Genomic DNA, 24,657 nt, shown 5'->3' on the forward strand with positions numbered 1-24,657 from the left:
TCCGATCGACCGTTCATTGTCTATCCTTCAGAAAAAGTCGCTTCCAACTGTTCATAAACGGCGACGCGGTTACGCGTCCTCTTCGCTTCATAGAGGCATTTGTCGGCGTAAGCGACCAACATCTCTTCGTCTTGCTCGATGGTCGGGATCAACGTCGCAGCTCCCAAACTGATCGTCAGATAACCGCTCACCGTCGACTTGCTGTGAGGGATGCGGTTATTCTCCACGCGTACCCTTACGAATTCCGCCAATTCAGCCGCCTCTTGTTTCGTTGTACTCGGAAGCACGATACCGAACTCTTCGCCGCCATAACGAGCGATGAAGGAATCCGGCATCAGCAGCGAATCCCGGATTTCTGAAGCTACCGTCTTGAGGCACATGTCGCCGCCTTGATGACCGTAAGTGTCATTGTAGCTTTTGAAGAAATCGATATCCAGCATAATGAGCGACAATGGCGCACGATCAACCCTATGCTTCTCCCACTCCGCACGCAGCTGCTCATTGAAATATCTGCGATTGTACACGCCTGTCAATCCATCCAAGGAGGACAGCTTCTTCAGCTCGTCGTTAGCCCGTTGAAGCTTGGATTCCACGGCGATTCGGCTGGTAATATCCGATAACGAAACCAGCACGCTTGTAATCTGCCCGCGGCTGTCCATAACCGGCGCTGCGTTGCAGGATACGATGACTGTGGACTGGTCAGCCCGTTTATACACGAATTCGGAATTGGCTACCACTTGCCCCGTACGAAACACGTGTGCGACCGGATAGTCCTCCTTCGGCATCAGATTTTCGCCAAAATCATACAGCACCCAAGCCTCATCCGCATAGGTCCGGCTGAGAATGGCTTCTTTATCCAGTCCGAAAATATCCTCTGCCATCTGGTTGGCCATCGTAATTTGTCCCGTATTGTCCACGACGACTATCGCATTCGGGACGGTTTCGATAATCGTGCTTAGACGCGATTCGCTGTCTTTGGCCGCTTGCTCGAGTTCCTTACGCTGCGTCACATTCTGGAAGTAGATGGACAACCCATCCTTCGAAGGATAAATATGCACGCCATACCATGCTTGCATGAACGGAAGATATTCCTCCGTAAAGACCGGCAGCTGCTTCTCCATCGCTTCGTGATAAGAGCTGAATATGGCAGTACCGACGATCTTAGGGAAACTATCCCACAGCAGCCTGCCCATAATTTGCTCGCGATTCTTGCCAAGAATCCGCTCAGCTTCACGATTTACGTAAGTGAACGTCCAGTCATTATTCAGTGCCATAAAGGCATCCGTAATGCTTTCCAAAATATTATTCAAACGGGTCTGTGTCACCTTGAACGCTTCTTCTGTTTGCTTCAACAGCGTAACTTCTCGGCTGACGGAAACGACACCTTTCACCTGACCGCCGTTATCCCGCAGCGGCGAATACGAGGTTTGATGGTAGGTAGAGCCGGTTGGCGAGCTGATCGACCAATCCAGCACGGTGTTTCTCTCGAGCAGTGCCTTCTGCTGGGCCTCTTCATGAAGCTTCGCGTTGTCTGCATTAAGCAGCTCATGGATGGTTTTGCCGGAATAGAACGCATGTGGATCGTGGATAATCGAATCCATGGCTCTGCCGTACACGCCGGTGAGCTTCAAATCCGCATCAAAAGTGGATACCACCTCGTCCATCGACCCAACCAGCAGTCGGATCCGCTCTTCATTCTCGATCAGTGCCTGCTCAACCGAACGCTGCTCCGTTACATCAATGCCGATGCTAATTATCGAATCACGTTCGCCCTGCGAGCCTTTCAGAATCGTATTCGACCAAGCAATCAGCCGAAGCTCTCCACTCCGTGTCCGCCAATGATTCTCATGGCGAGTCTTCCCGTTGTCATTTGCAAGGTTATTGAAATGCACCCGTACAGCCGGCTGTTCTTCCAGCGGAACGAGAAATTCAAAGATCGAAAGTCTATCCACATCTTCGAAAACATAGCCGGTAATCTGTTCGCAGCTTTGATTGAAACGAATGATATGACCATCCGGATCGATAACGACAACGAGAGAAGCAGCTGTCTCGATAATCGAAGAAACAAAGTTTCGTTCCGTCCTGAGAGCCCCGATCTGATCCAATATCGTATCCGACATCGAGTTATACAATCTGCACAGCTGCCGAAATTCCAGCGTCGCGTTACGGAACACTTCCGGTTCGATGCGGTAATGGTAACCGCCTTCTTTGATCTGTTTTACGCCCGTTAACAGATGGTTCAGCGGATCTGTGATCTTCCTTGCGGTTCTGAACATAATGAAGACCGATGCCGCCATCGCGAGTAATATGAACAGACTCGTATATTTGAGCTCCGTATACAGCGAGGCAAATACATCTGCCTTCGCCGCTTCACCGATGACAAGCCATCTGCCGTTATTCGCATATGTATACGCACCATAGACGGTTTCACCGCGGTAATTCGTATAAGCAGACTTGGACTTGCTGCTCGTCTTTGCCCTCTCTACAATGGCGGATTGAATGGGCTTCGAATCGAATTCGCCTGTCCCCGCGCCTGCTCCCGTAATTAACATCCCTGCCGAATCGACAAGATAGGTTTGTCCACTCTTCCCATAGGTGAATTGCTTCATTAAACCTTCAATTGTCGTCAGATCAACCGTTCCGGCGACAAGTCCGATAAATTGCCCTGTCGCATCTAGGACCGGAGCTGCGAACACGATGATCCTCTTTCCATCCATTCGAGACACAATCACATCCGATATGGATTCTTCGCCTTGCCGGGCAGCAATAAAATAAGCCCGGTCCTGCACGTTCAACTCACTTTCAGTTAAGGCGCTGAAGCCGTCTTTGTCGATCAAACTCAGCGCCTTAAAATCTGTATGTTTGCTTTGGGACAATTTCAGTATGGCTCCAATCTCATTTCTCTCCCACCTGGTTACTGTAGGCAGACTTGCGATCATGCTCATTTCCGACATCCGGTCGGACATCCATTTATCAATATACTGCTGCTGCAGTCTAATGGTTTGTTCCAGTTGATTATGAATATCGCGTTCTTGATGATCCATCTCGAAATAGGAGAAGATCGCCGTGCAGAATACGCCGACAAGGAGTACGAAGATGACACCCAGCATACGGAGTCTGCTGTTTAGCATGTTGATATTAAATCGATTAGGAAGAAAGGCTTTCATTGGCAGTCAACTCCCCCTGCTGTAAGTCGTAAACATATTTATCCTTCTTTTAGCATTTATTCGACATTTTCGAGTCCAATCCTCTAATACGGATTTACATTTCTGTCGACTTATGTCGAGTGAATAGGCATCAAAAAAGCCCGCACAAAGCGCGGGCCCCCACCTTCTATTTCTCGCAAGCAATGCCGTCACGATCTCCGTCAAGCTTCGTGCTGTAACCGGGATCCCCTTTGTGCAGCGGCGCTTTGCCGGCTTCCTTCACGGCAGCGCAGCTCCGATAAACAACGGCTTTGTCTGAGGCAGACTTTGCATCCTGTGCAGCATCGGAATTCTCTGCTTCATCCAGCGGCGAAGTCACTTCAAGCGCGTCCTCCGCGATGATCGGCGTTATCGCTTGGAACCCTCCCGTGTCTTCCCACATCTCTTGAAATTGCGCCGCGAAAGACTCCGCAACTTCGCTGTTTCGAAGCACCATCAATACCTCATCATTATCGGTGCTGGCTGATTTCGAATAATTGAACGAGCCGGTTGTCGCAATCGCGCCATCGGCAATCGTCATTTTCAAATGCATCAGCCCGCTGTGTTTGTTGATTTTCATCGGAATGCCTGCGCTGCCGAGCAGCTTGAGCGCTTCCTTCTGCGCTTTGCCGCCTGACTGCGTCTTATCGGTTATGATCCGAACGTTAACTCCGCGTTTCTTTGCTTTCTTGATCGCATCGACGATGTCCGGTTTCGTCAAGCTGTAGATCGCGATATCAAGCGAGGTTTCCGCGTCATTGATCACGCCTATCAGCAGTTGATCCGGCTGTCCGCCATCCTGCGTAAAAGCCCATTCCGCTTCGATATCCTTCACGGTAGCGGGCTGGGAGGACGAGGAAGAGGCATAGATGACGCCCACTGCAGCACAAGCTGCCAGAATAATAACAGAAAGGATATATTTCATGATTTTCATGCTGAAGAGACTCCTTCATTTACGCGTTTTATCCTAGTCTACCACGAAGCGGCAAAGATCAGCCAACGAACCGTTGCAGCTAATCCTACCTCATACAATGCTGACCCTTCTATTTGCATAAAAATCCCAGCCGATCTTCATACTAAAGCAAGGCCATTATAGGATACGAAGAAAGTGTGGAATTTGTTGTGAAGGATGCTGGGAAGAAAACGGAACCGGAATTGCTTAGCCGTACGCTTCAAGCGCTCGATCATTGTGCGGACCTCGTGCATCAGAAGTTTCCCCTTCATGCCATAGATCTGATTTATTTCGCTCATCTCACGGGAAAAGAACAACTGCGCAAAGATGTGCTGGAACCGTTCGGAGCAGTTGACAACCACGAGGCTGGAATCAAAGAGAAGCTTACGCAAAGCCAATATGTCCAAGCCGCTACTTCGGAGCAGGTAACGCAAGGCATACTTGGCGGACAAGTTGCCATTTACTACGGCGGTCAAGCTTTTCTGTACGACTCGTATTCGCCGGATGCCCGCTCCATCACGTCATCGGATACCGAAACCGTCATCAGCGGACCGCAGGATTCGTTCACGGAATCGCTAAGCACAAATTTATCCCTCATCCGCAGACGACTACAAGACGCGCGGTTAAAATCGCTCTCCTTCAAGCTCGGCAGTAAATCAGGCTCTACGATGTCGCTGCTCTATCTCGAAGGCGAAGCCGACCCTGACGATGTGCAGCTGATGTGCGAGAAACTGCGTGGCATTCACACGGATACCGTACTGGATACGAACACGCTCACGCAATATTTGGATCCCAGAAGTTTCACGGTTTTCCCGCAGTTTCTAACAACCGTACGTCCGGACGTAGCTGTAAGTAAGCTTGCTAAAGGCAAATTAGTCGGCCTGCTGGACGGAAGCCAGGTCGCATTCAGCGCACCGGCTACCTTCTATGAATTTTTCTCCTCAACGGACGATTACTATATGTCTTGGCTTGTCTCTTCCGCTATACGGCTTCTGCGGTATATCGCATTGTTTATTACGCTGGGCTTTACGGCGTTCTACGTTACTGTTGTCACCTATCACTACGAGATGATTCCGCCTTCGCTGCTAAATAACTTGATGGAGTCTCGTAACAAGGTTCCGTTTACGCCTTTAATGGAAGCCATTATTATGGAATTCACCATCGAGCTGCTGCGAGAAGCAGGAGCCCGACTGCCAACCAAGGTCGGGACAACCATCGGCACCGTCGGAGGAATCGTCATTGGCCAAGCTGCCGTACAAGCCGGGATAACAAGCAATATTCTCATTATTTCCGTTTCGATTTCCGCAATTGCCTCCTTCGTCATTCCGAGCTATTCCATGAGCTCGGCGATTCGGCTGTTTCGGTTTGGCATCATCATACTGGCCGGTTTGCTTGGCAACTTCGGATTCGTTATCGGGCTCGCATTGTTCGTCATCCAGCTGTCCGGTAAAAATGCCTTCGGCGGTGCAGGTGCGTACATGTCCCCCGGCAATTGGCTCGATATGATCGTACGCGCGCCGGTACAATGGATAGATAAAGCCAGAAAGCACGCCAAATCGCCCTTACGCTAGGAGTTCCTCATGAATGCGAAACTAACCTTTTCACAAGTCATTATCCTGGCCATTACGTTGCAGTACGGCATTATTTCGTTCGAAATGCCGCGCTATCTGGCTGAAGAATTTGGCTATAACGGGTGGCTTTCCCTGTTCGGATTCGGCGCGTTGGCATCGATTAATTTATGGCTGATCGCTTTAGTCTACCGTTTCGGCAAGGGGGTCAGTATATACAAGATCGCAAGACGCGTACTGCCTTCCGGTGTTGTGGTTCCTCTCTGCTCTTTGCTTATTCTGCTATGGACCGTGTTAGGGGTCCTGATTAGCAAACAATATTTACTAATCTTGCGCTCCACGTCGTTTCCGACAATTAACCCTCTCTACTTATATATCCTGCTCGGAGCTCTGGTTCTATTGATGTTGAGCAAAGACATCATTGGTATAGCTACGGCTACCGTGATTTTCTTTGTTTGTGTGTTTTGGCTGCTAATCCTGGTACCGGCAACGTTAAGCAATCATTTCAACTTTGCCCGCTTCACACCTTATTTGTTCAAAGATGCCGGGTTTACTTTACGGGGTATGCTCAACATCTATTTTGCATTCCTAGGCTATGAATTGTGTCTGCTGCTATTTCCCTATTCAGGCAAAAAGACTCGCTTAATGCAAGGTTTTCAAATTTCAAACCTCATTGTGACGCTTGTTTATTGTTTTATTGCGTTCCTTACCTTCAGCTTCTATAGCTTCGAACAGTTGAAGCAGCTGGCCTATCCTTCTTTAAATACATTATCGTTTATCCGCTTCCCGTTCGTGCAGCGGGTGGATGATTTCATCTTCAATCTCTTTCTGCTGCGGGCACTTATTATTACGACCATGTATCTTTGGGCGGCACTTGAATTGGTCAAAAATATGGTGGCAACCGCAAAGAATCGGCTGATTCCTTATGTGGCTGTGTCACTACTCGCAGCGATTATCGCGATGTGGGATCGCGGCGATTTGCAGAAAACCGAACGCTTGCTTCACTATATTGGAATTACAGAAATCGGAGTCGCGTTTCTACTGCCGGCATTGCTGCTTATTCTCATTTATATCCATCACCGGAAGGAGCGGCCGAAACATGTATAGACGAGGATTTATACTGCTTCTGCTCCTCCTGCTGTCAGGATGCATCAGGGAACAGAAGCTAGAGGACTTGGGAATGGTAAACAGCGCTGCCGTCGATGCAGCGAAACAAGAGGATGGCACTGCGAAAGGCAATAAGATCACGGTCGCCGTCGCAATCCCCCGAATTGGCCCCGGTGGTCAGACACAAGTGACGAATTTGCAGACGGAATCGGAGTCTACGAAGGAAGCACGCCGTAAGCTTTCACTGAAAACGAGCCAAATTCTCGTCTCCGGTCAGCTGCAGAATTTGATATTCGGCAATGAACTTGCAAAAAAAGGAATATGGAAATACTTGGACTCCTATCGCCGCGACTATTCGGTTGGCGAGAAAATCCGCATCATCATCGCTAATGGGAGCGCCGTTTCATTGCTCACCCATCCATACCCCGGTATCCCTTCCATTAGCGATCATATCAGCGCTCTCGTCGAGCAGGAAGGGAAAATAAACGAAGTTCCCGCCGGAGACCTCTACGAATTTGTACGCGACTATTACGATGACGGCATCGATCCGATTCTACCGCTGATCGCGCAAGAGAAGGACTACGTGCAAATTGACGGCATTGCACTGTTTAGGGATGACAGCTACAAGGGAAAGCTGGGATCCGATGAGGCTGTCCAGTTCTTATTGATGCTGAAGAACATGAAGAACGGCGAGATGCTTCTTAAATTTCGCAATAGCGTTACGGGCTTGCAGGAAAGAGCCATGCTCTCCCAATTGATTACGAAACGCTCGATTTCCGTTCATAAGGTCGGCTCCTCGCACGAGGTTACGTTAAACGTCCGCGTCAGCGGCATTATCCTCGAATATGACGGTAAACGGCACTTGGAGAAGGATACCCCCTTCACCCAGCTGGAGCAAGATACGTCGATGGCATTGCGTGAAGAATTACAGCTCATCGTTAACCGGCTGCAATCGCTTGGCACCGACAGTTTAGGTTTCGGCATCGCCGTGCGAAACAGCATGCCATACGAAGCTTGGAAACGTCTCGGTTGGAAAACCGTCTATCCTACAGTTCCCGTCAAAGTTAACGTCGTCATCAACGTCCGAGATGCGGGGATGATTGAATCCTAAGAGACAGCAAACAAGGATGGCCCAGGGCCATCCTTGTTCATTTCGCTTACATTAGTCATCCTCCCAAATTCATTCCCTCAACATAGAACTGCTCCGGTGCCACCGGACCATTCATCGAAGTAACAGTCAGTTGTTCTCCCGGAAGCAAAGTCAAATAATTGCGATCCAGATGGATCAACTGTCCGGCATCCCGCTGAATCAAATACACGCCGACCGCGGCCATCTCTGACAAATTGGCCACGACAAGCTCTTCCGGCCGGTCGCCTTGGCGCAATCGAACCTCTGCTGCAGGCAGTCTCCTGAGCGGCTCAAGCGGACAAGCCACGTTCATGGTAAACAGGTACTCATTTGTTGCAAGCTGCTGATTATGCTCGTCGCATACAGCCAACCGCAAGATCAGCACAGAACCCGGCACATCCTCTACTTGCCATTCCAGCTTGCCAATATAGCCGTTCAAGCGACCTGCCTCAGCCAAGAAACGCTGGCTTTGGATTACCGAACCGTCTGCCTGCACCAGTTGTGCTTCCACTGCAAATGGCAAAGACCGTTGATCCGCACGATCCGCATGCAGGAAAATCTCGCTGCCAAACGACTCGCCGGCGCGGTAAGAAAGGCGTTCATACTGCGCAGATACATGCAACCCGCCAAACACTTTCTTCATTGCATAGTAAACCGGCTTTGGCATCCCGTCATATTCAAGCAAGGAGGTATTGGCATTATTGGCGAACGGTTCATTGCCCATCCAAATAATGAAGCCCGAGGATCTGGGCTCTCTCCTACGTGTCGCCTCCGCCATGTACCGCAGCGATTCCAGCTGCAAATACCGGCTAGCCTGACAGTACTGCTCCAGCTCGTCCCGCTCCTTGTCCCAAGGACCAAACATATCGGAGAGCTGCTCCCACTGAATCCACCATGCGCCGCAGTGCAGCCAATAGGCATTTTCCCTAGTAGGCGGCCACGGTGGCATGCGATCAGCCAGCCCGCGAATCCGCTCCACCCTTGAGGTTCCGGGTGTTCCTGTCTCCGTCTGCATCAAGCTGTCATTGTGATTGAAGAATCGATAGTGGTTCCCTTCCCCCAGATAGAGCCATGGTCCATGAACATCATGATGAAGTCCTTTGCCGAACTCCTCTTCGGTCGCACCGAATCTCGGGCCGGACGCGCTTGACGGGAAGAACGGACGACCGGGGTCCAGCTCTTCAACCAGCTTCTTCAGCATTGCAATATTCCCATGCCTCTCGTCAACCGGAGAGAAATTCTCCCACATCAGCTCATTGCCGCCGCACCACGCCATCAGACTTGGATGCGAGCGCTTCTCGATGACAGCCGCCCGCGACACACGCGCCAGCTCTTTCAGAAAAGCAGCATTATCCGGCGGACAATTGTTCAGCCCGCTTGAGGACTGCAGAAACTCCTGCCAGACGAGCAGCCCATTCCGGTCACAGTACGCATAGAAGTCTTCCTTCTCCGTAATCGCGCCGCCCCAAACGCGAAGTACATTCACGTTCATCGCCTTAAAGCGACCAAGGTAATGCGCGTAATCTTCGCTCGTTACGCCTCCGAAGTAAGGAGAAATCGGCACCCAGTTCACGCCATTCAAGAATACCCGCTCTCCGTTCACCAGCAGCGTATAAGGCAGCGCACCCTCAGGGGAATCCTCGTTCTGAACGAACTGAAGCGTGCGAAAAGCAACTGTCTTCCCATCTGCCGCACATACTCGGCCTTCCGCATCATAAACCGTAATTCTCGCCTGGTATATCGGCTGCTCCCCATAGCCATTAGGCCACCAACGGCGAACCGCTTCAATGGACATCTCATACTCGATTCGATTTATTCCACCGCGGCGGAGCTCATATGTAAGCTCATCACTATGTACGATTTCGCCATCAGCATCGACTAATTCACTGGCCAGCGTGTAGCTGCCCGGCCCCCAAATTTCAGCTTCCAAACCATACTTCACCACGCCTCCCTCACCATCCTCGGCAGGAACAGCCTTCGGATAGAAATCAATCAGCTTCAGCGCGGAATAAGTCCGCAGACTTACATCCTTCCATATCCCAACCGGTACCATGCGGGGGCACCAGTCCCAGCCGTAATTGAAGCGCGACTTCACCTTGCTGATCTCATTCGAGTAGCCGATCTGCCCATCCACCTCGGGACTCGGCAGGAATACAAGCTGAAGCCTGTTCTCATTTCCCGCCCCTACATGCAGCTTAGCCGCAACATCTATCGTTACCGGAAGAAACATCCCATCGAAAGCGGCAATTTCCTCGCCGTTAAGATAGATGAATCCACTGTAATCCAATCCTTCGAACACCAATTCGCAGCGGTCCTGCACCCAGTCTTCCGGCACTTCGAACCTTCGTTCGTACACCCAGTCCCGATGGTTCACCCACTCCAGTTCCATGCTGCGCAAGCCCTCGTTCGGATCGGGCAGCCAGCCTGCCGCGATTAAATCTCTTTGCACTGCCCCCGGAACTACAGCCTTAACTGCCGGGAGCATCGGATTGATGCTAAAACCCAGCTCCATACTCATGCCGAGCTTCCACTGATTGCGATTCCATCCCGTCACTGTCCATTCCGTGCCGCTAAGCAAGATGCGATTAGTCATAAACAAGCCCCTCTCGAGAGTTCGTGTTCAAGGCGGAACTTATGTCCGCCTTCTTCTGCTGCTTGAAAGAAACATGGAAAAGGCGGGACAATGCCCCGCCCGCCTTCTCGCTTCCCTTACTTGCCTGCTGTAAACGCTGCATATTGCTTATTCAATTCGTCGACGATGACTTGTCCTCCTGCTTCTTTAGCCGCATCCACAGCAGATGCGAATCCTTTCGAGGAATCCAGCACGCCGAGTCCGAGCGGCTTCAGAATATCGGTTTCGATCGGCGTCGCTAACTACGGTTGTGATCAGCGGCATCTGCAATTCCTTCAACTCGCTCCATAGTTCGTATTCAGATGCTTTGGAACGTTCGAACGAGCGATTTAAAAGCGGCAGGGGGCGGATTTTCTTCCTGGAGGCGCAAAGCGAGGCTGCAGCTGACTATATTTATCCGGAGGAGCAAGAACGTGCCGTATTGGCTGCCCTGAGATTGGGACATCAAGAGGAGTGTATTTCCCATCTGGAGCAGTTTGTTAAACATTTGGTTCCTTATTCATACTCCGAGTCCAGACTTGCGTTAACGCATTTCATGATCAACCTGGGCAAGACCGTCCGGCAAATCAGGCATGATTACAGCGAACCTCATCTGTGGAGTCTGACGCATATCGAGATGCAGCTGGACAGTATAGAGACGATTGATAACGTCATGGAATGGCTGCATTCCGTTATCGCCTCCGTGCTGGAAACGAATCAGAATGCCAAATCAAACCGCCATTCCAAATTAATGAATGACATTCGCGCGATTGTAGAATCGAATATCGGCAATGTGAATCTCTCCTCCAAATTCGTAGCGGATGCGCTGGGAATGTCGGTTCCATACTTAAGACCGTTGTTCAAAGAAATCATGAATCAATCATTATCCGATTACATTACGGGGCTGCGGCTGGAAGAGGTCAAACGGCAGCTTGTCGAGACAAACCGCACGGTTGAAGATATTTCAAGGAATGCCGGATTCTCGGCATTGAATTCCTTCTATGCGATCTTCAAGAAAAACTACGGCATCACGCCTGCGCAATATCGAAAAGAGAACCAGCCTATCCGGGATGACATCCGTTCTCTTGGCAGTTAGACCAACGTAGGGTTACAGGTTCATAAAGAAAAGGATACAGCCTGGACGACATCGTCCCTGCTGTATCCTTTTTCTTCATTAATTGATCGTAATTTTATCGAGATTACCTGCCGTAATAAAGCTGCCGCCCATCGCGGAAGCATCGTCGGCATCGATTTGAATTTTAATCGTGCCTTGAACGGCTCCGTTCACCGTTACCGTGCTGAATGTATTCCAGCTTCCGGTCGGCGGCAGTACGATCTGCGCCACATCCACTCCGTTCACATATAGACTGGCTCGTCCCGTAATGGTGGAGCCATTCGCATAACGAACGGTAAGACTGCTGCCGCTCGCTGCTCCGGTGAACGTCAGTGAACCGCCTTGGTAGAAGCTGCCGACGATCTGTCCGCCGGATGCGCCTCCATTCGTGAAGATTGCAGCCCCGCCTGCCAGCGTAGCGTCCTCCGCCTCGAAGCTGCTTTGACCGCCGCCTCCGCCCGTGCCGGACACCGTGATTTTGTCGATGTTGCCTGCGGTCGTAAAGCTTCCGCCCATTGTCGCCGCATCATCGGCATCAATCTGAAGCTTGACGGTTCCGCCTACGGCGACATTCACCGTAACCGTGCTAAATGTGTCCCAGCTTCCGGTCGGCGGCAGCGTCACTTGCGCGACATCGGTGCCTCCCGCATATAAGCTGGCCTTCCCTTGCACAGTCGAGCCGTTCGCATACCGAATTTGTACCGAGCTGCCGGACGCGACATTGGCAAAGCTGATTGCGCCGCCTTGATAGAACGAGCCGGCAATTTGTCCACCTGAAGCATAGTTATTCGTATAGGTTGCTACCCCGCCGGTCAATGTTGCGCTTTCTGCCTCATAATTGCCTGACGGTGCAGTCGGTGACGAGTAAGCCTTCCATGTTGCCGCCAGATCGACCGGTCTTAAGAAATGATAATTTCGTCCGCCCGCATTGTTAAGCATGATCGCCTTCGCAAGTGCAGCATCCTCAGACGGATCCCCCGAGTGGCCTCCATCTCCAACCGAAACAACGACGAACGCAGGCGTTCCTGCAGCGGTGTGGTCGGCTACATATTTGGCGGCATTGGCAATCTCTTGCGGTGTTGCGGAAGATTGCGTGGAACCGCTTATGGTCGTATCCGGGATTTGACCGATGGACGACCAAGAAACCGGATTTCCGTTCGTTGCCCCTTGATAGCCGCGAATGGAGAAGTAGGGATTAATCGTGGTAATGATGCTATTCGACGCAGCCGAGGTGTCGAAATAGTTCATCGTTCTAAACAGTCCATTGGAATTGCTCAGATAATCTTTATAAGCGGTTGTGAATGCCGTTTCGCCTGCGGCCGTGTTCGGCGCGCTTCCATCATTGTAATTGGCAATCAGCTCATAGTTGTTATTGTAATTGTTCGCAGATAGCCACTGCAGCTTCTTCGGATACAGATCAAGCAGCATTGGCGGCAATGACCAGCCCATCGGCACTTGTCCTTTATATCCGGAATTGCGCCAATAGTTGTGATGGTTGTATTCCGCAATGCTCAAGTTGTCGCCGTCGGTGACGTAGAAGGCAACGAAGACGCCGTTATTGTCGATGGTCGACGCTGCCGGAGCAGCCGGCGCTGTAATCGCCGCAGGATCGGATGCGTACGAGCTATGGACGGAGTAATTCGCACCATCGAGGAAGGTGAAGAAATAACCGCGGTCCTCGATTTCCTGCAGCTCCGAAAGCTCGCCGTTAACTTCGCCAAGCACAGGTGTGCCTGCAGGATAATTGCTTGTATTCAGCAAGCTTGCAACCTCTGCCCTCTCATTGGTTTTATTCGAGTCAAGGCTGTAGATGAACGCTTTACTTGCCACATAATAGTCGAAGGTCATCGGAACAAGCGCCGGACTTCCGCCCCAATACTTAAAGCCATGTTTGGCTACGAAGGCTTTCGTCGTATTCGCATTCAAGTAGTTCGCTTTCGCCCAGCGGAATGCGTCGATTTCATTCGCAAAGCCTCGTGTATCCGCAAGCGATGTATACGTCTTGCCCTCCGTCGTTGACAAATAGCTCTGAATAGCCGAAGACAACGGAATCGCATCGGTTTGCGCTGCTGCCGTAATCGCCGCCATTACCGCGCTGTCATTGACGGTCGTGGACAAGCTTGGGTATAAGACGCTTCCTTTAATATAAGACGCATAATTTTGCACCAAGTAGCTGAGTACAGGGAACCGCTTGGATGGATTCAAGGTCGGGTACGTCTTCGTACCGGGTACGAGCCCATCATCGAGCGCCCACTGATCTGTCGCAGGCGGATTCCAGATCCCCGTCCATTTCTGCGGCGCGTTCACCAAGTAAATTTTCGTGCTGCTCGTACGATTGACGATCCCTTGAATCGTCGTGATTGCCAGCAGCGCCTCCGTGGATTCCCACGAATGCTCGCTTTTGTCCTTCGTAATGTCCAGAACAACGACGGCCGATGTCGCCGGCATTTTGGGCAGCTTGGCCGTGTAGCCGGCAGCTTCAGCTTTCGAGCCTTGATCTACGGTAAGACGAAAACCAAACAAGGTGAACACCATGGAGCAGGCCAATAAAACAAGCGTCATCTTCTTCATTGTTATTCTCCTTTGTGATTCATAGAGTTGGTCCATCCGTCCAATGCTTTCTTCCCTCCATGCACCGCCCTTCAGCATCTGCCAAAATGTTGCTATGTATACGCTTTCACAATCACATCATAGTTTTTATTTGGCAATCGCAGCAACTCTGTTTTCCATAGATTCATCAGTTTTCCGAAGCTCTTCTACTACGAATAACACGGTTTATGGCGGCGGATGCCTAAAAAATGCCGAGAAAGTCTCATGGACTCTCTCGACACACGTTCGTTAACCTAATCCTGCAAGAACTAGCGTAAGTACGCAGAGCAGCACATTGACAACCATAACGACTAGCTGTGTAGGTTTTCGCTTAACCGCAGCAATGAATGAAGCGAGCGAATCGTTACGAAGGTTCTGTTCCAGGTAGCTTTTGCAAGAAATTTGAAAAATTCCTGCAACCGTCAAGCTGTTTGCTCGCATGATCAGCCATAATCCCGGGTTCCACGCACCGAGCACGATTAGCATTGGTGCAATAAGGACAGCCATATGATAGAAACCGATTTGCTGCTTGAATTGGTAGATGACGAAGTTCCAATTCCATAGCGTGTAGGCAATCGCCCAATAGATCATCGCTTCGTTTGTCGTGACGTAATGCGTTCCGAGCCACTCTCCGTGAAGCACAAAAGATGAACCTATCAAAGCGATGCCTGAGATAACGTTGCAATAGCTTCGATTCTTGTAATCGGTCAGAGCCGCTTCCAAGATATTGAGGCGCAGCAGCCACACGATGGTTGGGACGAGCCAGTTGTCGGGGAAGAAACCTAAGAAGGTCACGACAACCAATATTCGGCCGATCAGCAGTGTGGAAAGCTTCATCTTTTCAAAGAAATCAGCCTTTAAGACCAATAAAATAACGATCGGTACGACGACATTAATAATACCGTTCCCATAAAGCGGCGAGAATGCGGTGATCACCGTTCCACCGACGATTACTGCCAGAATAAGCTCAAATAGTATGGATTGCGGAAGCGGTGCCGGCTTCATCGACATCTGGATTCCTCGCTGTTCATGTGTGTTGTGAAGCGATTCGATTGATATCATCGCTTTCAATGAACGGTGTTGCATAACCATGCCGCGAAACTGCGATCATGGCGCGTCCGACTTTATCCGAAGAGGTCATGGCGCTCTTGAACGCTCTCTCCAGCAGCGGATAGAACGGTCTCATAATGATGTATATCGCTTGATAAAGCTTGGTCTTCGACCTTACGCCATGCCGGGGAATAATTCCGCCGGGACGGAACATGTAGGCCGCTCTAAAGGGAAGCTTCAACAGATCGTTCTCCGTTTTCCCCTTTACTCGCGCCCACATGCTGCGTCCTTTCTCCGTGCTGTCCGTTCCCCTGCCCGTCACGTAGATGAACGTCATCTGCGGATTCAATCGCGCCAATGTCTTCGCCACGCTTAGCGTCAGATCATAGGTAATCGCAGTATATCGCTCCTCGCTCATCCCCGCCGACGATATGCCGAGGCAGAAGAAACAGGCGTCGAAGCCCGTTAATTGATTCTCGATAGTAGAGAGGTCGAGCAGATTAGCCTGCTTGATCTCAGTCAATTTAGCATGCTTCTGACCGGTCGCATTCCGACCGACGGAGGTGACCGCCGTAACTTGCGGATCGACAAGACATTCGCGAAGCGCGCTTTGCCCTACCATGCCCGTTGCGCCGAATAATAGTACTTTCATTATGAACTCCCCCTCTCGTTTCTTCATCTGTTATCTACCAACGATAGCAAATTAAACGATCGCTGAACAGTAGATTTCAAGGACCTGCAGGATTGCTAATCAAAATAAAAAAAGCCAAGCAGGTTTCCCCCTGCTCGGCCGGCCAATCAGCCATACATCTATCGCAATAGTTCTGCCTTCAATCGTTCCGTATCCTTCACCAGTGCATCCATCTCCTCCACGGCGGACGCCAGGACAGTTCGCTCCGGCGATAGCTGCGCGTAGCTCCGATGAATGCGATTCGCCAAGTCTACGGGACTAATAGGGAAACGCGCACAAGCGGCAACCGCACCTTTCTCGTTCAGCATATACGTCCGATTGAGTGCGAATAACACCTGTGCCATACAGCTCACCGCGCGAAACAGGTGGCCTGCAACATAAGAAACGTCGCCGCGCTTCACGCCTTTATGCGCATTGGCTATCGAGAAGCCTGCCTCCCACATGAAGGTATCCGCAACCGCCTTCTGAAGCGCATCGGGATAGGGACTACACAAGCTCTTCAACTGCTCGATCCGTCCTTGCGGGTCCCACAAGATGCGGCAAGCGGCTGCCTCACCCATGTAGATCGGACTGCAAAAGGCATGCGGATGCCCCGGCTGATAATGAACGGATAGGCTTCCACGCTGGCAATCCATCGCTACGGCTGTTACTTTATCCAGCTCCCGATATAGCAAATCGACGGCAATTCCCCCAATATGGAGCCAACCGCCGCCATTAATCCAAGGCCCCCACCCTCCGATTGGCGTAACGAGCTCTTCTCTCCCGGAGTCGTCCAACTCCGTCGCAACCACGGACAACGCTGCGATATCGAGGGGTTCAGCCGCATCATAATAGAGACCGATATCTACATCGGATTCCGCAGTATGCGTTCCCGTAGCCCGAGAGCCACCGAGTACAATGCCCGCAATGCCGGGAACCTGCTTCAATCGCTCTACGATATTCGTAAGTCTTTGCTCCATTTCCATCATCATCACCTCAAATAGCTGCGTTCTTCCTGTATATCATTATGCCCCTTCAATCCCAATCTCTTCAACGACGCGGATGTCCGGGTTGTAGAAGAACAGCTTCTTATCCAATATATGAATATAATACACCTTATCGTCGCTAAGCTTCTGCGTGGCGTGATCCGATAGATTCATCCGGTACAGTTTCTTGCTGTATTCGCTATAGTTGCTGAAATAGAGCCGGTCACCTTGCATATTAAGATTGCGCGCATCCAAATCCGAGAGTTTCGTTAAGGCCGTTCCATCTGTACGCATCGAGTACAGTTTCCCTTTGAAATTGAAATACAGCGACTGGCCCTGCACCTCAACCCAAGTAATGTAATTCCCGGTGAGCAGCTTCTTCTTATTGCGTCCATCGGCATCCATCACGAATAGCTTCTGCGCTTCGATCGTATAGTAGATTTTCCCATTCATCACCGCAATGCTGGATACCTGATGGTTCTCAAGCAGCTCTCCGGATGTCCCGTCCAGCTTCATGCGATAAAGCGGTTTATACATATAGGTGCCCTGCGTATAGTAGATCCAGTCTCCTTCAATAGATACAAGGTTTGCCCCCAGTCCAAAATCATGCACAAGCGCTCGGTTCGCCCCATCGATATCGATTGTGAACAGCTTATTGTCGCTTGTATAGTATAGCTTCTGCCCAACCAGATTCAGAGCACCAACATACTTATCGTCGCTGACCAGTTGATTCTCCGAGCTGTCATACTTCTCTTTGTACAGCCTGCCGCTATCATGCTGATTGTTGTAATAGATCCATTCTTCGTCGCTCACATACCAGCCGCCATTATTGAGATTGCCAATGGTATTGCCATGGATCGGTTCGGCGACCGCTGTGCGGATGAGAACTTGATGATTCGCATATTGAACGGTGGCTCCGAATACCTCAGAGAGAACGCGAAGCGGCACGAGCGTTCGCCCGTCTATTAATTTAGGCGCTGCTTGCAGCTCGAGCTGCGCCTCATTGATCATGATCGTCTTGGAACCAATCTTCATGCGGATCGTTGCGGTTCCTTTCGTGACGGTTACCTCTTTGTTGCTCCAGCTTGTTATTCGGCCGCCCAGCTCATCCGCGACAAAACGAAGCGGGACAAATACGGTGCCATGATCATTCATCGGTTCGGTATCAAAATCAATCAAGCGATCGTTGACAGTAACTGTGATGGCAGCGGCAGCTTGCGCCTCGGATGTTTGGGCTAAGCCGGTTCCGGTGCCGATGAGGCACGTGCATGCCAGCATGCCGATCAACCATTTCTTCATGTTTCGAACACCTCTTCTATTGGTATGGATAGGTCAGTCTCTTTCCTATCTAGACGAAGCTATGAGGAGATTGTTGCATAGCAAGGACATGGGCAAAACAAAAAGCCGTCCCGAATGCCGTAATCGGCACTTCCGGGACAGCCTTTCACTTGCTCCTATAGGGTGAACTCTTTGCCGCCCGCTCTGACTTTCACGCCGGAAGCATCACCATACAGCACCTTCACGTCGACTTCATACCCGCCATCAATCTGCTTTTGACTGTACGTTCCCCACGCTCGCCCTGTGCTCCAGAAGCCGGTATACTCGGCTTCATTAATGACAGGCGCAAACTTCATTTCGCCGCGAGCCATATCGAATTCGAAGCCGCTCAGCGCAATCAGAAGTCCCCAGCTGGACATCGACCTTGCATAGTGATGGCCGCATTCGACTTCATTCCAAGGGCTGCGGCGGAAACCGTCTTGACGATCGCGCACCGCTTTGACAATCGTGAGGCCTTCTTCTATGAACCCTTCGTAGATCAGATGTGTCGCCACATGATATTCGATACCGGTCCACACTTCATCGGAATAGACGAAAGGCAGCTTCGGACGGCCGCCTTCGGGCCACGAGCACAGCACCAAGCCTTTCTCATCATTAAGCGTGTACGTCCGCTGGCAATTGACATGGTTGTAGAAATCCTCTTTGAAGTTATGCTTGAACACCGCATGAATCGCGCTCTGCACGCGTTCCTTCGGCAGCAAATAACCGAGCCCGTACAGATGTGCAAGCTGCTGGCCGAGCAGCTGATCCGACAAACAGCCGATGCCATGCTGATACTTATGCGCATCCACATCATCAAGACGCTGCACATAGTACTCGCCGTTCCATGTCAGCTCATCAAGACGTTTGGAGCTCGTTTCGAACGCGGCTTCATATTTCTTCGCGGTTTCTTCTTCGCCAAGATAAGCCGCCATCTCTGTCCCCGCGCGAAGCGCGCCTAAGAAGAAAACGCCGGTCAGCGGGTTCGGTCCATAGAATTCGATATCATACGTGTTATGCTGCACCCCATCAAACACCAGGTCGCCATCGGTATCCCAGTGCAGAGGCGCGTAATTCAGCGTCTTCTGAATGGAAGGCCACAGCTCACGCAGAAAATCATCATCGCCTGTCAGTTTCCACTCGCGGTAGGCGCGCATGATCGTGCCCATCTGACCGTCGGCTGCGGCAGGTGCAGAAGTTCCTTGCCACGTCCATTCCGATTGGAACATCTTGAACGCTCGGAAATTCATTTTGCCGTCTTCTTCGACTTCCGTCAGGAACTCCGTTCTGCGCATGTTCTGCTCCAGCTCAGGGAAGAGGAACGCAAGCGTTTGAGCATAGTTCCACACATGCGTACAGCTTCCGTCGCAGCAGCCTTGATGATCGAAGCAGCCCTCGTAGCCGAAGAATCGCCCATCAATAAACCGGAAGCAGGTTGGACTGCGTAGCACCGTGATGTTGCTTGCTATGGCATCAAGTACATGCGATGGGAGCGTGGACGCGAACAGCGCACTGTGAAAGAGTTTCGTTTCTTGCGTCAGTCGAGCTTGATGGTTCACCAGATAAGAAGCCGCAGACCAAGCGCTGTCGAACAAACCTGCGTAGTAGTTTTGCTTAATTTGCCGTCCTTCTTCCTTCACGCAAATATGATCATTCCAGCCGTTGACGCGGTTAGGAAAATGCCATGCCAGCATGAAAGCAAATGTCTTCGTCTCTCCGGGCGCCAACGTCTCGCATACGCCAAGGGAGCCGGTATCCGTCCGGTTCTTCTCGGAAGGCGTATCGTAGCCGAGGTCATTCAGCTGGCCATCCTGGACAAAATCGTCCCAGAACTCTTGCAGAAAATCGTACCACCCGCCGCGAAACCACGCGCGTTTATAGGTTACCTTCGGATTCGTCGTCACCAGGGAAAGGCTGCCGAAATTCAGATCGCCCTCGCCGAATGCGTTAGAGGTAAAGTTCAAACCGGTGAAACCATGATCCTCGCGGAACTCGTTGAAATTTCCCCCGGCGTTTCGAACATCCAAGTTACCGAATGAATCATAATTCAATCCGCCGATCGGATTCATCAGTGAGCCTGCGATCGTGACATCAACCGGCTTATTCGACGTATTGGTGACGGTATAAGTCATGTATGCGCCGGGAATGCCGGAATCGTTCGTGTTGAGCGGAATAAACGGCGTGAAAGCTTCAAGCGAAACCTGTACGGGCAGCTCTTTATCTTCAAAATCGACCCACGCGAGCGGATACTCGCCGCGCATCCTCGACTTCTCAAGACGAGGCAATCCGGCGCCTGTAATGGGATGATAGCCATGCGATCGACTGTGAGGCAGCGGCAGTCTCGACTCCAGCACTTTCGCGACAGGCGCTTCGCCTTCTTGCTTCGCCCAGATGGAGAAATACGTATTCGGCAGCAGGTCTCCTTTGCCCGGACGGTTAAAGATCTCCCAATCTCTGAACTCGCCGCGGCTGCCGATTGAGATATTACCGGTCCCGATTCCGCCTAACAGAAAAGCCGCTTCCTTTGCTTCCTCCGAATACGTGCGCTGCCCCGTTGAATCGAATAATTGCTCTTTCGAATAAACCATTTGTCGATCGCTCCTTATAGGCTCGTTTAGGGTTCGGCTATTAATGAGGTGATGTTCGTTCGAGAATGAATGTAAAAATCGACGTGCACGGCGTCACCGTGCACGTGAACGTTTTTAATTGTAACAGCCATGTATATTTTTGTAAACGCTATTATTTTTTCGATAAAACTTGATTTTTGGCCTCTCGTGCACATGAACGGATTGACCTGAACCCGCATTCTATACTACGATTATCGCAAACGATGAATCCAAAGTCGGGGGCTGCCGGAAGCTGATGAAAGTGACAAGCAAACAAATCGCGGAGCTGTGCGGAGTAACTCGGGGAACGGTGGACCGTGCGCTTAATAACCGTCCCGGAATCAATGAAGCTACGCGTGAGAAAATCATGAAAGTTGCCGGTGAACTGGGATACCGACCGCATTTTCTGGCCCAAAGCTTAGTCAAAGGACAAACGAAGACGCTCGGCATCGTGCTGTTCGACATGTATAATCGCATCTTCTCGCAGCTGTTTCACGCCTTCGAGGCGGAAGCAAGAAGACACGGTTATTTTGTCTACCTCGTGCTGACCAATAAAGACAAAGCACTTGAAATCGAATATCTCAACAACCTGCTGGACCGCAAGGTCGATGGTATTGCGATGTCACCGGTCAATATGGGCCCGACATTAGATTCATTCTTGAAGGAATCCGGCGTACCGGTCGTCACCTTCACCAATCGGGTATCGGCTAAGGTGCCGTTCGTCTGGATCGATGACAAACAAGCGATGAAAACAGCCGTTCACCATATCGCATCCAAAGGCTATCAACGCATTCTGTATGTAAGTCCACCGCTGCGTTACAAGGGCAAGAGTAATATTTACGTGCCGGAGCAGCGCTATAAAGGGTTTATCGAGGCCTGTACCGAGCTGCCGGATATCTCTTATACCGTAATTACGGATTATGATTACTTGGAGAGCCTGCTCCGGCTGATAGCGGAATCGGACGAGAAGCCCGCCATTCTCTGCAGCAGCGATATCTACGCCCTCGACGTTATGCGGTTTCTGAAGGTGAATGATATTCGGATACCGGAGCAGGCGGGCGTGATGGGCTTTGATAATATCGATATTTTGCACTATGTGGATCCTGCGCTGACCACGATTGATTTTCACGTTGACGAGATCGGTCGCAGAGCCGCTGAACAATTGATTGCCAGCATTCAAGGCCGAGACATTCCGCGACGTACCCATGTTGGCTACGCAATTATTGAACGGGATTCGCTTTAGCGTCGGCGCATATACGGGGTGAAATTGGTCTTCTAGCCAGGCTGTCGCTCATACATATAGGGGATGTACCAGAGACGTATAGGAGGAATCGAGTTTATGACAAATCCTACCCCGGACGATTGGAAGCCATTTCACATTCCGCAGCCGATCAGAAGCGATGGCGCAGGCGGTCTTGATTTAGGGCCGCGCGATATTATGAGAGATATGGAGAATCCGGATATGCTTGTGCCTCCTGCAACCGATGCAGGCTTGGTGCCGAATTTGAAAATGTCGTTCTCCGATACCCACATGGTACTCAAAAAAGGCGGCTGGTCGCGTGAAATAACGGTACGGGATCTGCCCATCGCGACAACGCTCGCCGGCGTGAATATGAGTTTGACGCCCGGTGGCGTTCGAGAGCTGCATTGGCATCAACAATCGGAATGGTCCTACATGATACGGGGCTGCGCGCGCATTACGTCCATGGATTGGCAGGGGCGCAATTTTATTGCCGATGTCGGTCCGGGAGACCTGTGGTATTTTCCGGCGGGTTTGCCTCATTCCATTCAAGGGCTGGAAGAAGGCTGTGAATTTCTGCTTGTCTTCGATGACGGATCTTTCTCCGATTTGAATACCCTATCCATCTCCGACTGGTTTGCCCATACGCCCAAAGACGTGTTGTCCGCCAACTTCGGCGTACCGCAAAGCGCTTTTGACGCCATTCCGGACGATCAGGTTTATATCTTCCAAGATAATATTCCAGGTACGATCGCGGAACAGGCCATCCAATCGCCTTACGGCACCGTGCCTCTCACCTTCAAGCACAGCTTGCTCGCCCAAACCCCGGTCAAATCATCGGGAGGCAATGTCAGAATCGTGGACTCCACCAACTTCCCGATCTCTCGAACCGTAGCTGCGGCACTGGTCGAAATCGAACCCGGCGGCATGCGGGAGCTGCACTGGCATCCCAACAATGATGAGTGGCAGTATTATTTGACCGGCCAAGGGAGAATGACGGTATTCGCCGGCAACGGCGCAGCGCGGACCTTTGATTACAGAGCGGGCGATGTCGGCTACGTCCCTTTTGCCAATGGCCATTATATTCAGAACACTGGCAGCCAATCCTTGTGGTTTCTGGAAATTTTCAAAAGCGATCGATTTGAAGACATTTCCTTAAATCAATGGATGGCGCTGACCCCTCGGAATCTCGTAGCGCGTAATTTGAACGTCGGTTCCGAGGTACTCGATGCGCTGCGCAAGGAAGAACAAGCTGTCGTGAAATTCCCGGGTTTCACGTATTACCCGAAGTAAGTGTTGCGAGCTAACGGCGTCGCAGCCGATTATGATTCTGCTTCCTGCTTCTTCTGTTTCTTTAAGCTGTAATTGAACATCATCCGAAGAAGCGGCGGAACCGCGAAGAAGATAAAGAAGGTGCGAAACAGCTGATACCCCGCCACCATCGACAGGTCCGCCTGAATTTCATGCGCGATGATGCCCATCTGGTCCATGCCTCCCGGCGCAAGACTGAGCAGAGCTGTAGACATGGAGATCGGATGAAGTTTTGTCAGCACGGCGCCGAATCCCCATGCCCCTAAGATCAGCAGGAGCCCGCTTCCGAGAGCCAGCGATATCGTCCGCAGCTTATTCGGCAGCTGCTGCGGTTTCAAGAGCAGCCCTACATACGTTCCAATCATGAACTGAGCGGCATCGATCAGCAGCGAAGGCAGCGGTGGACCATGCAATCCGCTGAGCTGAAGGATCGCCGTTCCAAGAGCCGGCCCAAGCAAGTAGGCGGTTGGGAAGTTTACCTTGTTGCCAAATACCGCACATGCAACGCTAACCGGGGCGAAGAGAAGAATATTCGGAAACAAGCCGCCCCATTCTGCTGCTGCGGCCAGGGTTTGCGACACCGCTGCCGCTCCTTCCGAATGCGATTGGCCGAAGAACGGATTAAATACGAGCAACGGCACGCAAATAATGATCATCATGAGCCGGATCACCTGCGTCACCGTTACGATCGTCAGATTAACTCCTTTGGTCTCTTCCGCAAGCGCAAGAACCTGCGTTAACCCGCCTGGCACGCTGCCCAGCAAAGCCGTTTTGAAATCCGTATGCGATAGTTTAGATACGATATAAGCAATTCCCGTACAAAACAGCAATAATAATACGATCATCAGCATCATGGAAGGAAGCTGATAGGAGATCTCCCGCAGCGCTTCTGCTGTCATCGATAAGCCGATCGCATAACCGACGACGATCATGCCGGCATTTCTTGCTTGCACCGGCCACCTGTACGTTCTGCCCAGCAGATTCGATCCAATTAATACTGCGATCATCGGTCCGAGCAGCCACGGGATCGGGGCATGCATCAGCTTGAATGCGGCTCCTCCGATTAGTGCTGTGAGCAGCGTACTCCACATTCACTTCCACCTTCCTGCTTCTATAACGTCTTTTTACAATACAACGACTTCCCCTTTAACGCAAAAAGAACACGCCATTAGGCGCGTTCGACAAGTCACGGGACGATGCATTTTTTAGGAAGGGAAACACG

The 24,657-nt window shown here is 51.1% G+C and carries 16 protein-coding genes; 6 read left to right on the forward strand and 10 right to left on the reverse strand.

Annotated features, from left to right (window positions below):
* Positions 1 to 20 precede the first annotated feature (20 nt).
* Positions 21 to 3,167: a diguanylate cyclase domain-containing protein gene (locus tag I8J30_RS02150; RefSeq protein ID WP_210654964.1), complete on the reverse strand. Its 3,147-nt coding sequence runs from the start codon at positions 3,165 to 3,167 to the stop codon at positions 21 to 23.
* A 166-nt stretch (positions 3,168 to 3,333) separates the two neighbouring features.
* On the reverse strand, positions 3,334 to 4,119 hold the full coding sequence (locus I8J30_RS02155) for a phospholipase D-like domain-containing protein (RefSeq protein WP_240547739.1): 786 nt from the start codon (positions 4,117 to 4,119) through the stop codon (positions 3,334 to 3,336).
* A gap of 176 nt (positions 4,120 to 4,295) precedes the next feature.
* Here I8J30_RS02155 and I8J30_RS02160 point away from each other — a divergent pair, with 176 nt between their 5' ends.
* From I8J30_RS02160 to I8J30_RS02170, 3 genes are read left to right on the forward strand one after another with little or no spacing between them, the layout of a single operon-like run.
* Positions 4,296 to 5,708 (forward strand): spore germination protein, encoded by a 1,413-nt coding sequence (locus I8J30_RS02160; RefSeq protein ID WP_210654966.1) that lies wholly within the window; start codon positions 4,296 to 4,298, stop codon positions 5,706 to 5,708.
* A gap of 9 nt (positions 5,709 to 5,717) precedes the next feature.
* The gene (locus tag I8J30_RS02165) at positions 5,718 to 6,812 is read left to right on the forward strand and encodes a GerAB/ArcD/ProY family transporter (protein WP_210654967.1); all 1,095 of its coding nucleotides are present in this window, start codon (positions 5,718 to 5,720) and stop codon (positions 6,810 to 6,812) included.
* Positions 6,805 to 7,923, forward strand: a complete 1,119-nt coding sequence (locus I8J30_RS02170; protein WP_210654969.1) for a Ger(x)C family spore germination protein — start codon at positions 6,805 to 6,807, stop codon at positions 7,921 to 7,923. The genes I8J30_RS02165 and I8J30_RS02170 overlap by 8 nt, the downstream gene beginning before the upstream one ends.
* Before the next feature lie 55 nt (positions 7,924 to 7,978).
* Here the strand turns inward: I8J30_RS02170 and I8J30_RS02175 are convergent, their stop codons facing one another.
* On the reverse strand, positions 7,979 to 10,534 hold the full coding sequence (locus tag I8J30_RS02175; RefSeq protein ID WP_210654971.1) for a glycoside hydrolase family 2 protein: 2,556 nt from the start codon (positions 10,532 to 10,534) through the stop codon (positions 7,979 to 7,981).
* 346 nt (positions 10,535 to 10,880) lie between these two features.
* On the opposite strand from I8J30_RS02175, the gene I8J30_RS02180 reads away from it, so the two are divergent.
* On the forward strand, positions 10,881 to 11,648 hold the full coding sequence (locus I8J30_RS02180) for a helix-turn-helix transcriptional regulator (protein ID WP_210654975.1): 768 nt from the start codon (positions 10,881 to 10,883) through the stop codon (positions 11,646 to 11,648).
* A 78-nt stretch (positions 11,649 to 11,726) separates the two neighbouring features.
* Here the strand turns inward: I8J30_RS02180 and I8J30_RS02185 are convergent, their stop codons facing one another.
* The 6 genes from I8J30_RS02185 to I8J30_RS02210 form a co-directional block, all read right to left on the reverse strand.
* On the reverse strand, positions 11,727 to 14,237 hold the full coding sequence (locus tag I8J30_RS02185; protein WP_210654977.1) for a carbohydrate-binding protein: 2,511 nt from the start codon (positions 14,235 to 14,237) through the stop codon (positions 11,727 to 11,729).
* A 267-nt stretch (positions 14,238 to 14,504) separates the two neighbouring features.
* Entirely contained in the window at positions 14,505 to 15,266 is a 762-nt protein-coding gene (locus I8J30_RS02190) for a DUF5692 family protein (RefSeq protein ID WP_210654979.1), read from the reverse strand.
* 16 nt (positions 15,267 to 15,282) lie between these two features.
* Positions 15,283 to 15,957, reverse strand: coding sequence for an NAD-dependent epimerase/dehydratase family protein (locus tag I8J30_RS02195; RefSeq protein WP_210654980.1), 675 nt, complete (start codon positions 15,955 to 15,957; stop codon positions 15,283 to 15,285).
* Between the two features lie 158 nt (positions 15,958 to 16,115).
* Complete coding sequence (locus I8J30_RS02200) at positions 16,116 to 16,955, reverse strand: nucleotidyltransferase domain-containing protein (RefSeq protein WP_210654982.1); 840 nt, start codon at positions 16,953 to 16,955, stop codon at positions 16,116 to 16,118.
* Positions 16,956 to 17,000: 45 nt separating this feature from the next.
* Positions 17,001 to 18,260 (reverse strand): DUF5050 domain-containing protein, encoded by a 1,260-nt coding sequence (locus I8J30_RS02205; RefSeq protein WP_210654984.1) that lies wholly within the window; start codon positions 18,258 to 18,260, stop codon positions 17,001 to 17,003.
* A gap of 155 nt (positions 18,261 to 18,415) precedes the next feature.
* Positions 18,416 to 20,866, reverse strand: a complete 2,451-nt coding sequence (locus tag I8J30_RS02210) for a GH116 family glycosyl-hydrolase (protein WP_210654986.1) — start codon at positions 20,864 to 20,866, stop codon at positions 18,416 to 18,418.
* A gap of 274 nt (positions 20,867 to 21,140) precedes the next feature.
* Here I8J30_RS02210 and I8J30_RS02215 point away from each other — a divergent pair, with 274 nt between their 5' ends.
* Both I8J30_RS02215 and I8J30_RS02220 read left to right on the forward strand, forming a co-directional pair.
* On the forward strand, positions 21,141 to 22,127 hold the full coding sequence (locus I8J30_RS02215) for a LacI family DNA-binding transcriptional regulator (protein WP_210654988.1): 987 nt from the start codon (positions 21,141 to 21,143) through the stop codon (positions 22,125 to 22,127).
* A 96-nt stretch (positions 22,128 to 22,223) separates the two neighbouring features.
* Positions 22,224 to 23,417 (forward strand): oxalate decarboxylase family bicupin, encoded by a 1,194-nt coding sequence (locus tag I8J30_RS02220; protein WP_210654989.1) that lies wholly within the window; start codon positions 22,224 to 22,226, stop codon positions 23,415 to 23,417.
* Positions 23,418 to 23,446: 29 nt separating this feature from the next.
* On the opposite strand, the gene I8J30_RS02225 is transcribed toward I8J30_RS02220, so the two are convergent.
* Positions 23,447 to 24,526, reverse strand: coding sequence for an AbrB family transcriptional regulator (locus tag I8J30_RS02225; RefSeq protein ID WP_210654991.1), 1,080 nt, complete (start codon positions 24,524 to 24,526; stop codon positions 23,447 to 23,449).
* Between the last annotated feature and the right edge of the window lie 131 nt (positions 24,527 to 24,657).

Source organism: Paenibacillus lignilyticus (assembly GCF_017942085.1).
Classification (GTDB): domain Bacteria; phylum Bacillota; class Bacilli; order Paenibacillales; family Paenibacillaceae; genus Paenibacillus_Z; species Paenibacillus_Z lignilyticus.

Excerpts from the sequence above, each read along its gene's own strand:
- I8J30_RS02150 (WP_210654964.1), bottom strand. The coding sequence starts at position 3,167 with ATGAAAGCCTTTCTTCCTAATCGATTTAATATCAACATGCTAAACAGC.
- I8J30_RS02155 (WP_240547739.1), bottom strand. The coding sequence starts at position 4,119 with ATGAAAATCATGAAATATATCCTTTCTGTTATTATTCTGGCAGCTTGT.
- I8J30_RS02165 (WP_210654967.1), top strand. The coding sequence starts at position 5,718 with ATGAATGCGAAACTAACCTTTTCACAAGTCATTATCCTGGCCATTACG.
- I8J30_RS02170 (WP_210654969.1), top strand. The coding sequence starts at position 6,805 with ATGTATAGACGAGGATTTATACTGCTTCTGCTCCTCCTGCTGTCAGGA.
- I8J30_RS02175 (WP_210654971.1), bottom strand. The coding sequence starts at position 10,534 with ATGACTAATCGCATCTTGCTTAGCGGCACGGAATGGACAGTGACGGGA.
- I8J30_RS02185 (WP_210654977.1), bottom strand. The coding sequence starts at position 14,237 with ATGAAGAAGATGACGCTTGTTTTATTGGCCTGCTCCATGGTGTTCACC.
- I8J30_RS02190 (WP_210654979.1), bottom strand. The coding sequence starts at position 15,266 with ATGTCGATGAAGCCGGCACCGCTTCCGCAATCCATACTATTTGAGCTT.
- I8J30_RS02195 (WP_210654980.1), bottom strand. The coding sequence starts at position 15,957 with ATGAAAGTACTATTATTCGGCGCAACGGGCATGGTAGGGCAAAGCGCG.
- I8J30_RS02200 (WP_210654982.1), bottom strand. The coding sequence starts at position 16,955 with ATGGAGCAAAGACTTACGAATATCGTAGAGCGATTGAAGCAGGTTCCC.
- I8J30_RS02205 (WP_210654984.1), bottom strand. The coding sequence starts at position 18,260 with ATGAAGAAATGGTTGATCGGCATGCTGGCATGCACGTGCCTCATCGGC.
- I8J30_RS02210 (WP_210654986.1), bottom strand. The coding sequence starts at position 20,866 with ATGGTTTATTCGAAAGAGCAATTATTCGATTCAACGGGGCAGCGCACG.
- I8J30_RS02215 (WP_210654988.1), top strand. The coding sequence starts at position 21,141 with ATGAAAGTGACAAGCAAACAAATCGCGGAGCTGTGCGGAGTAACTCGG.
- I8J30_RS02220 (WP_210654989.1), top strand. The coding sequence starts at position 22,224 with ATGACAAATCCTACCCCGGACGATTGGAAGCCATTTCACATTCCGCAG.
- I8J30_RS02225 (WP_210654991.1), bottom strand. The coding sequence starts at position 24,526 with ATGTGGAGTACGCTGCTCACAGCACTAATCGGAGGAGCCGCATTCAAG.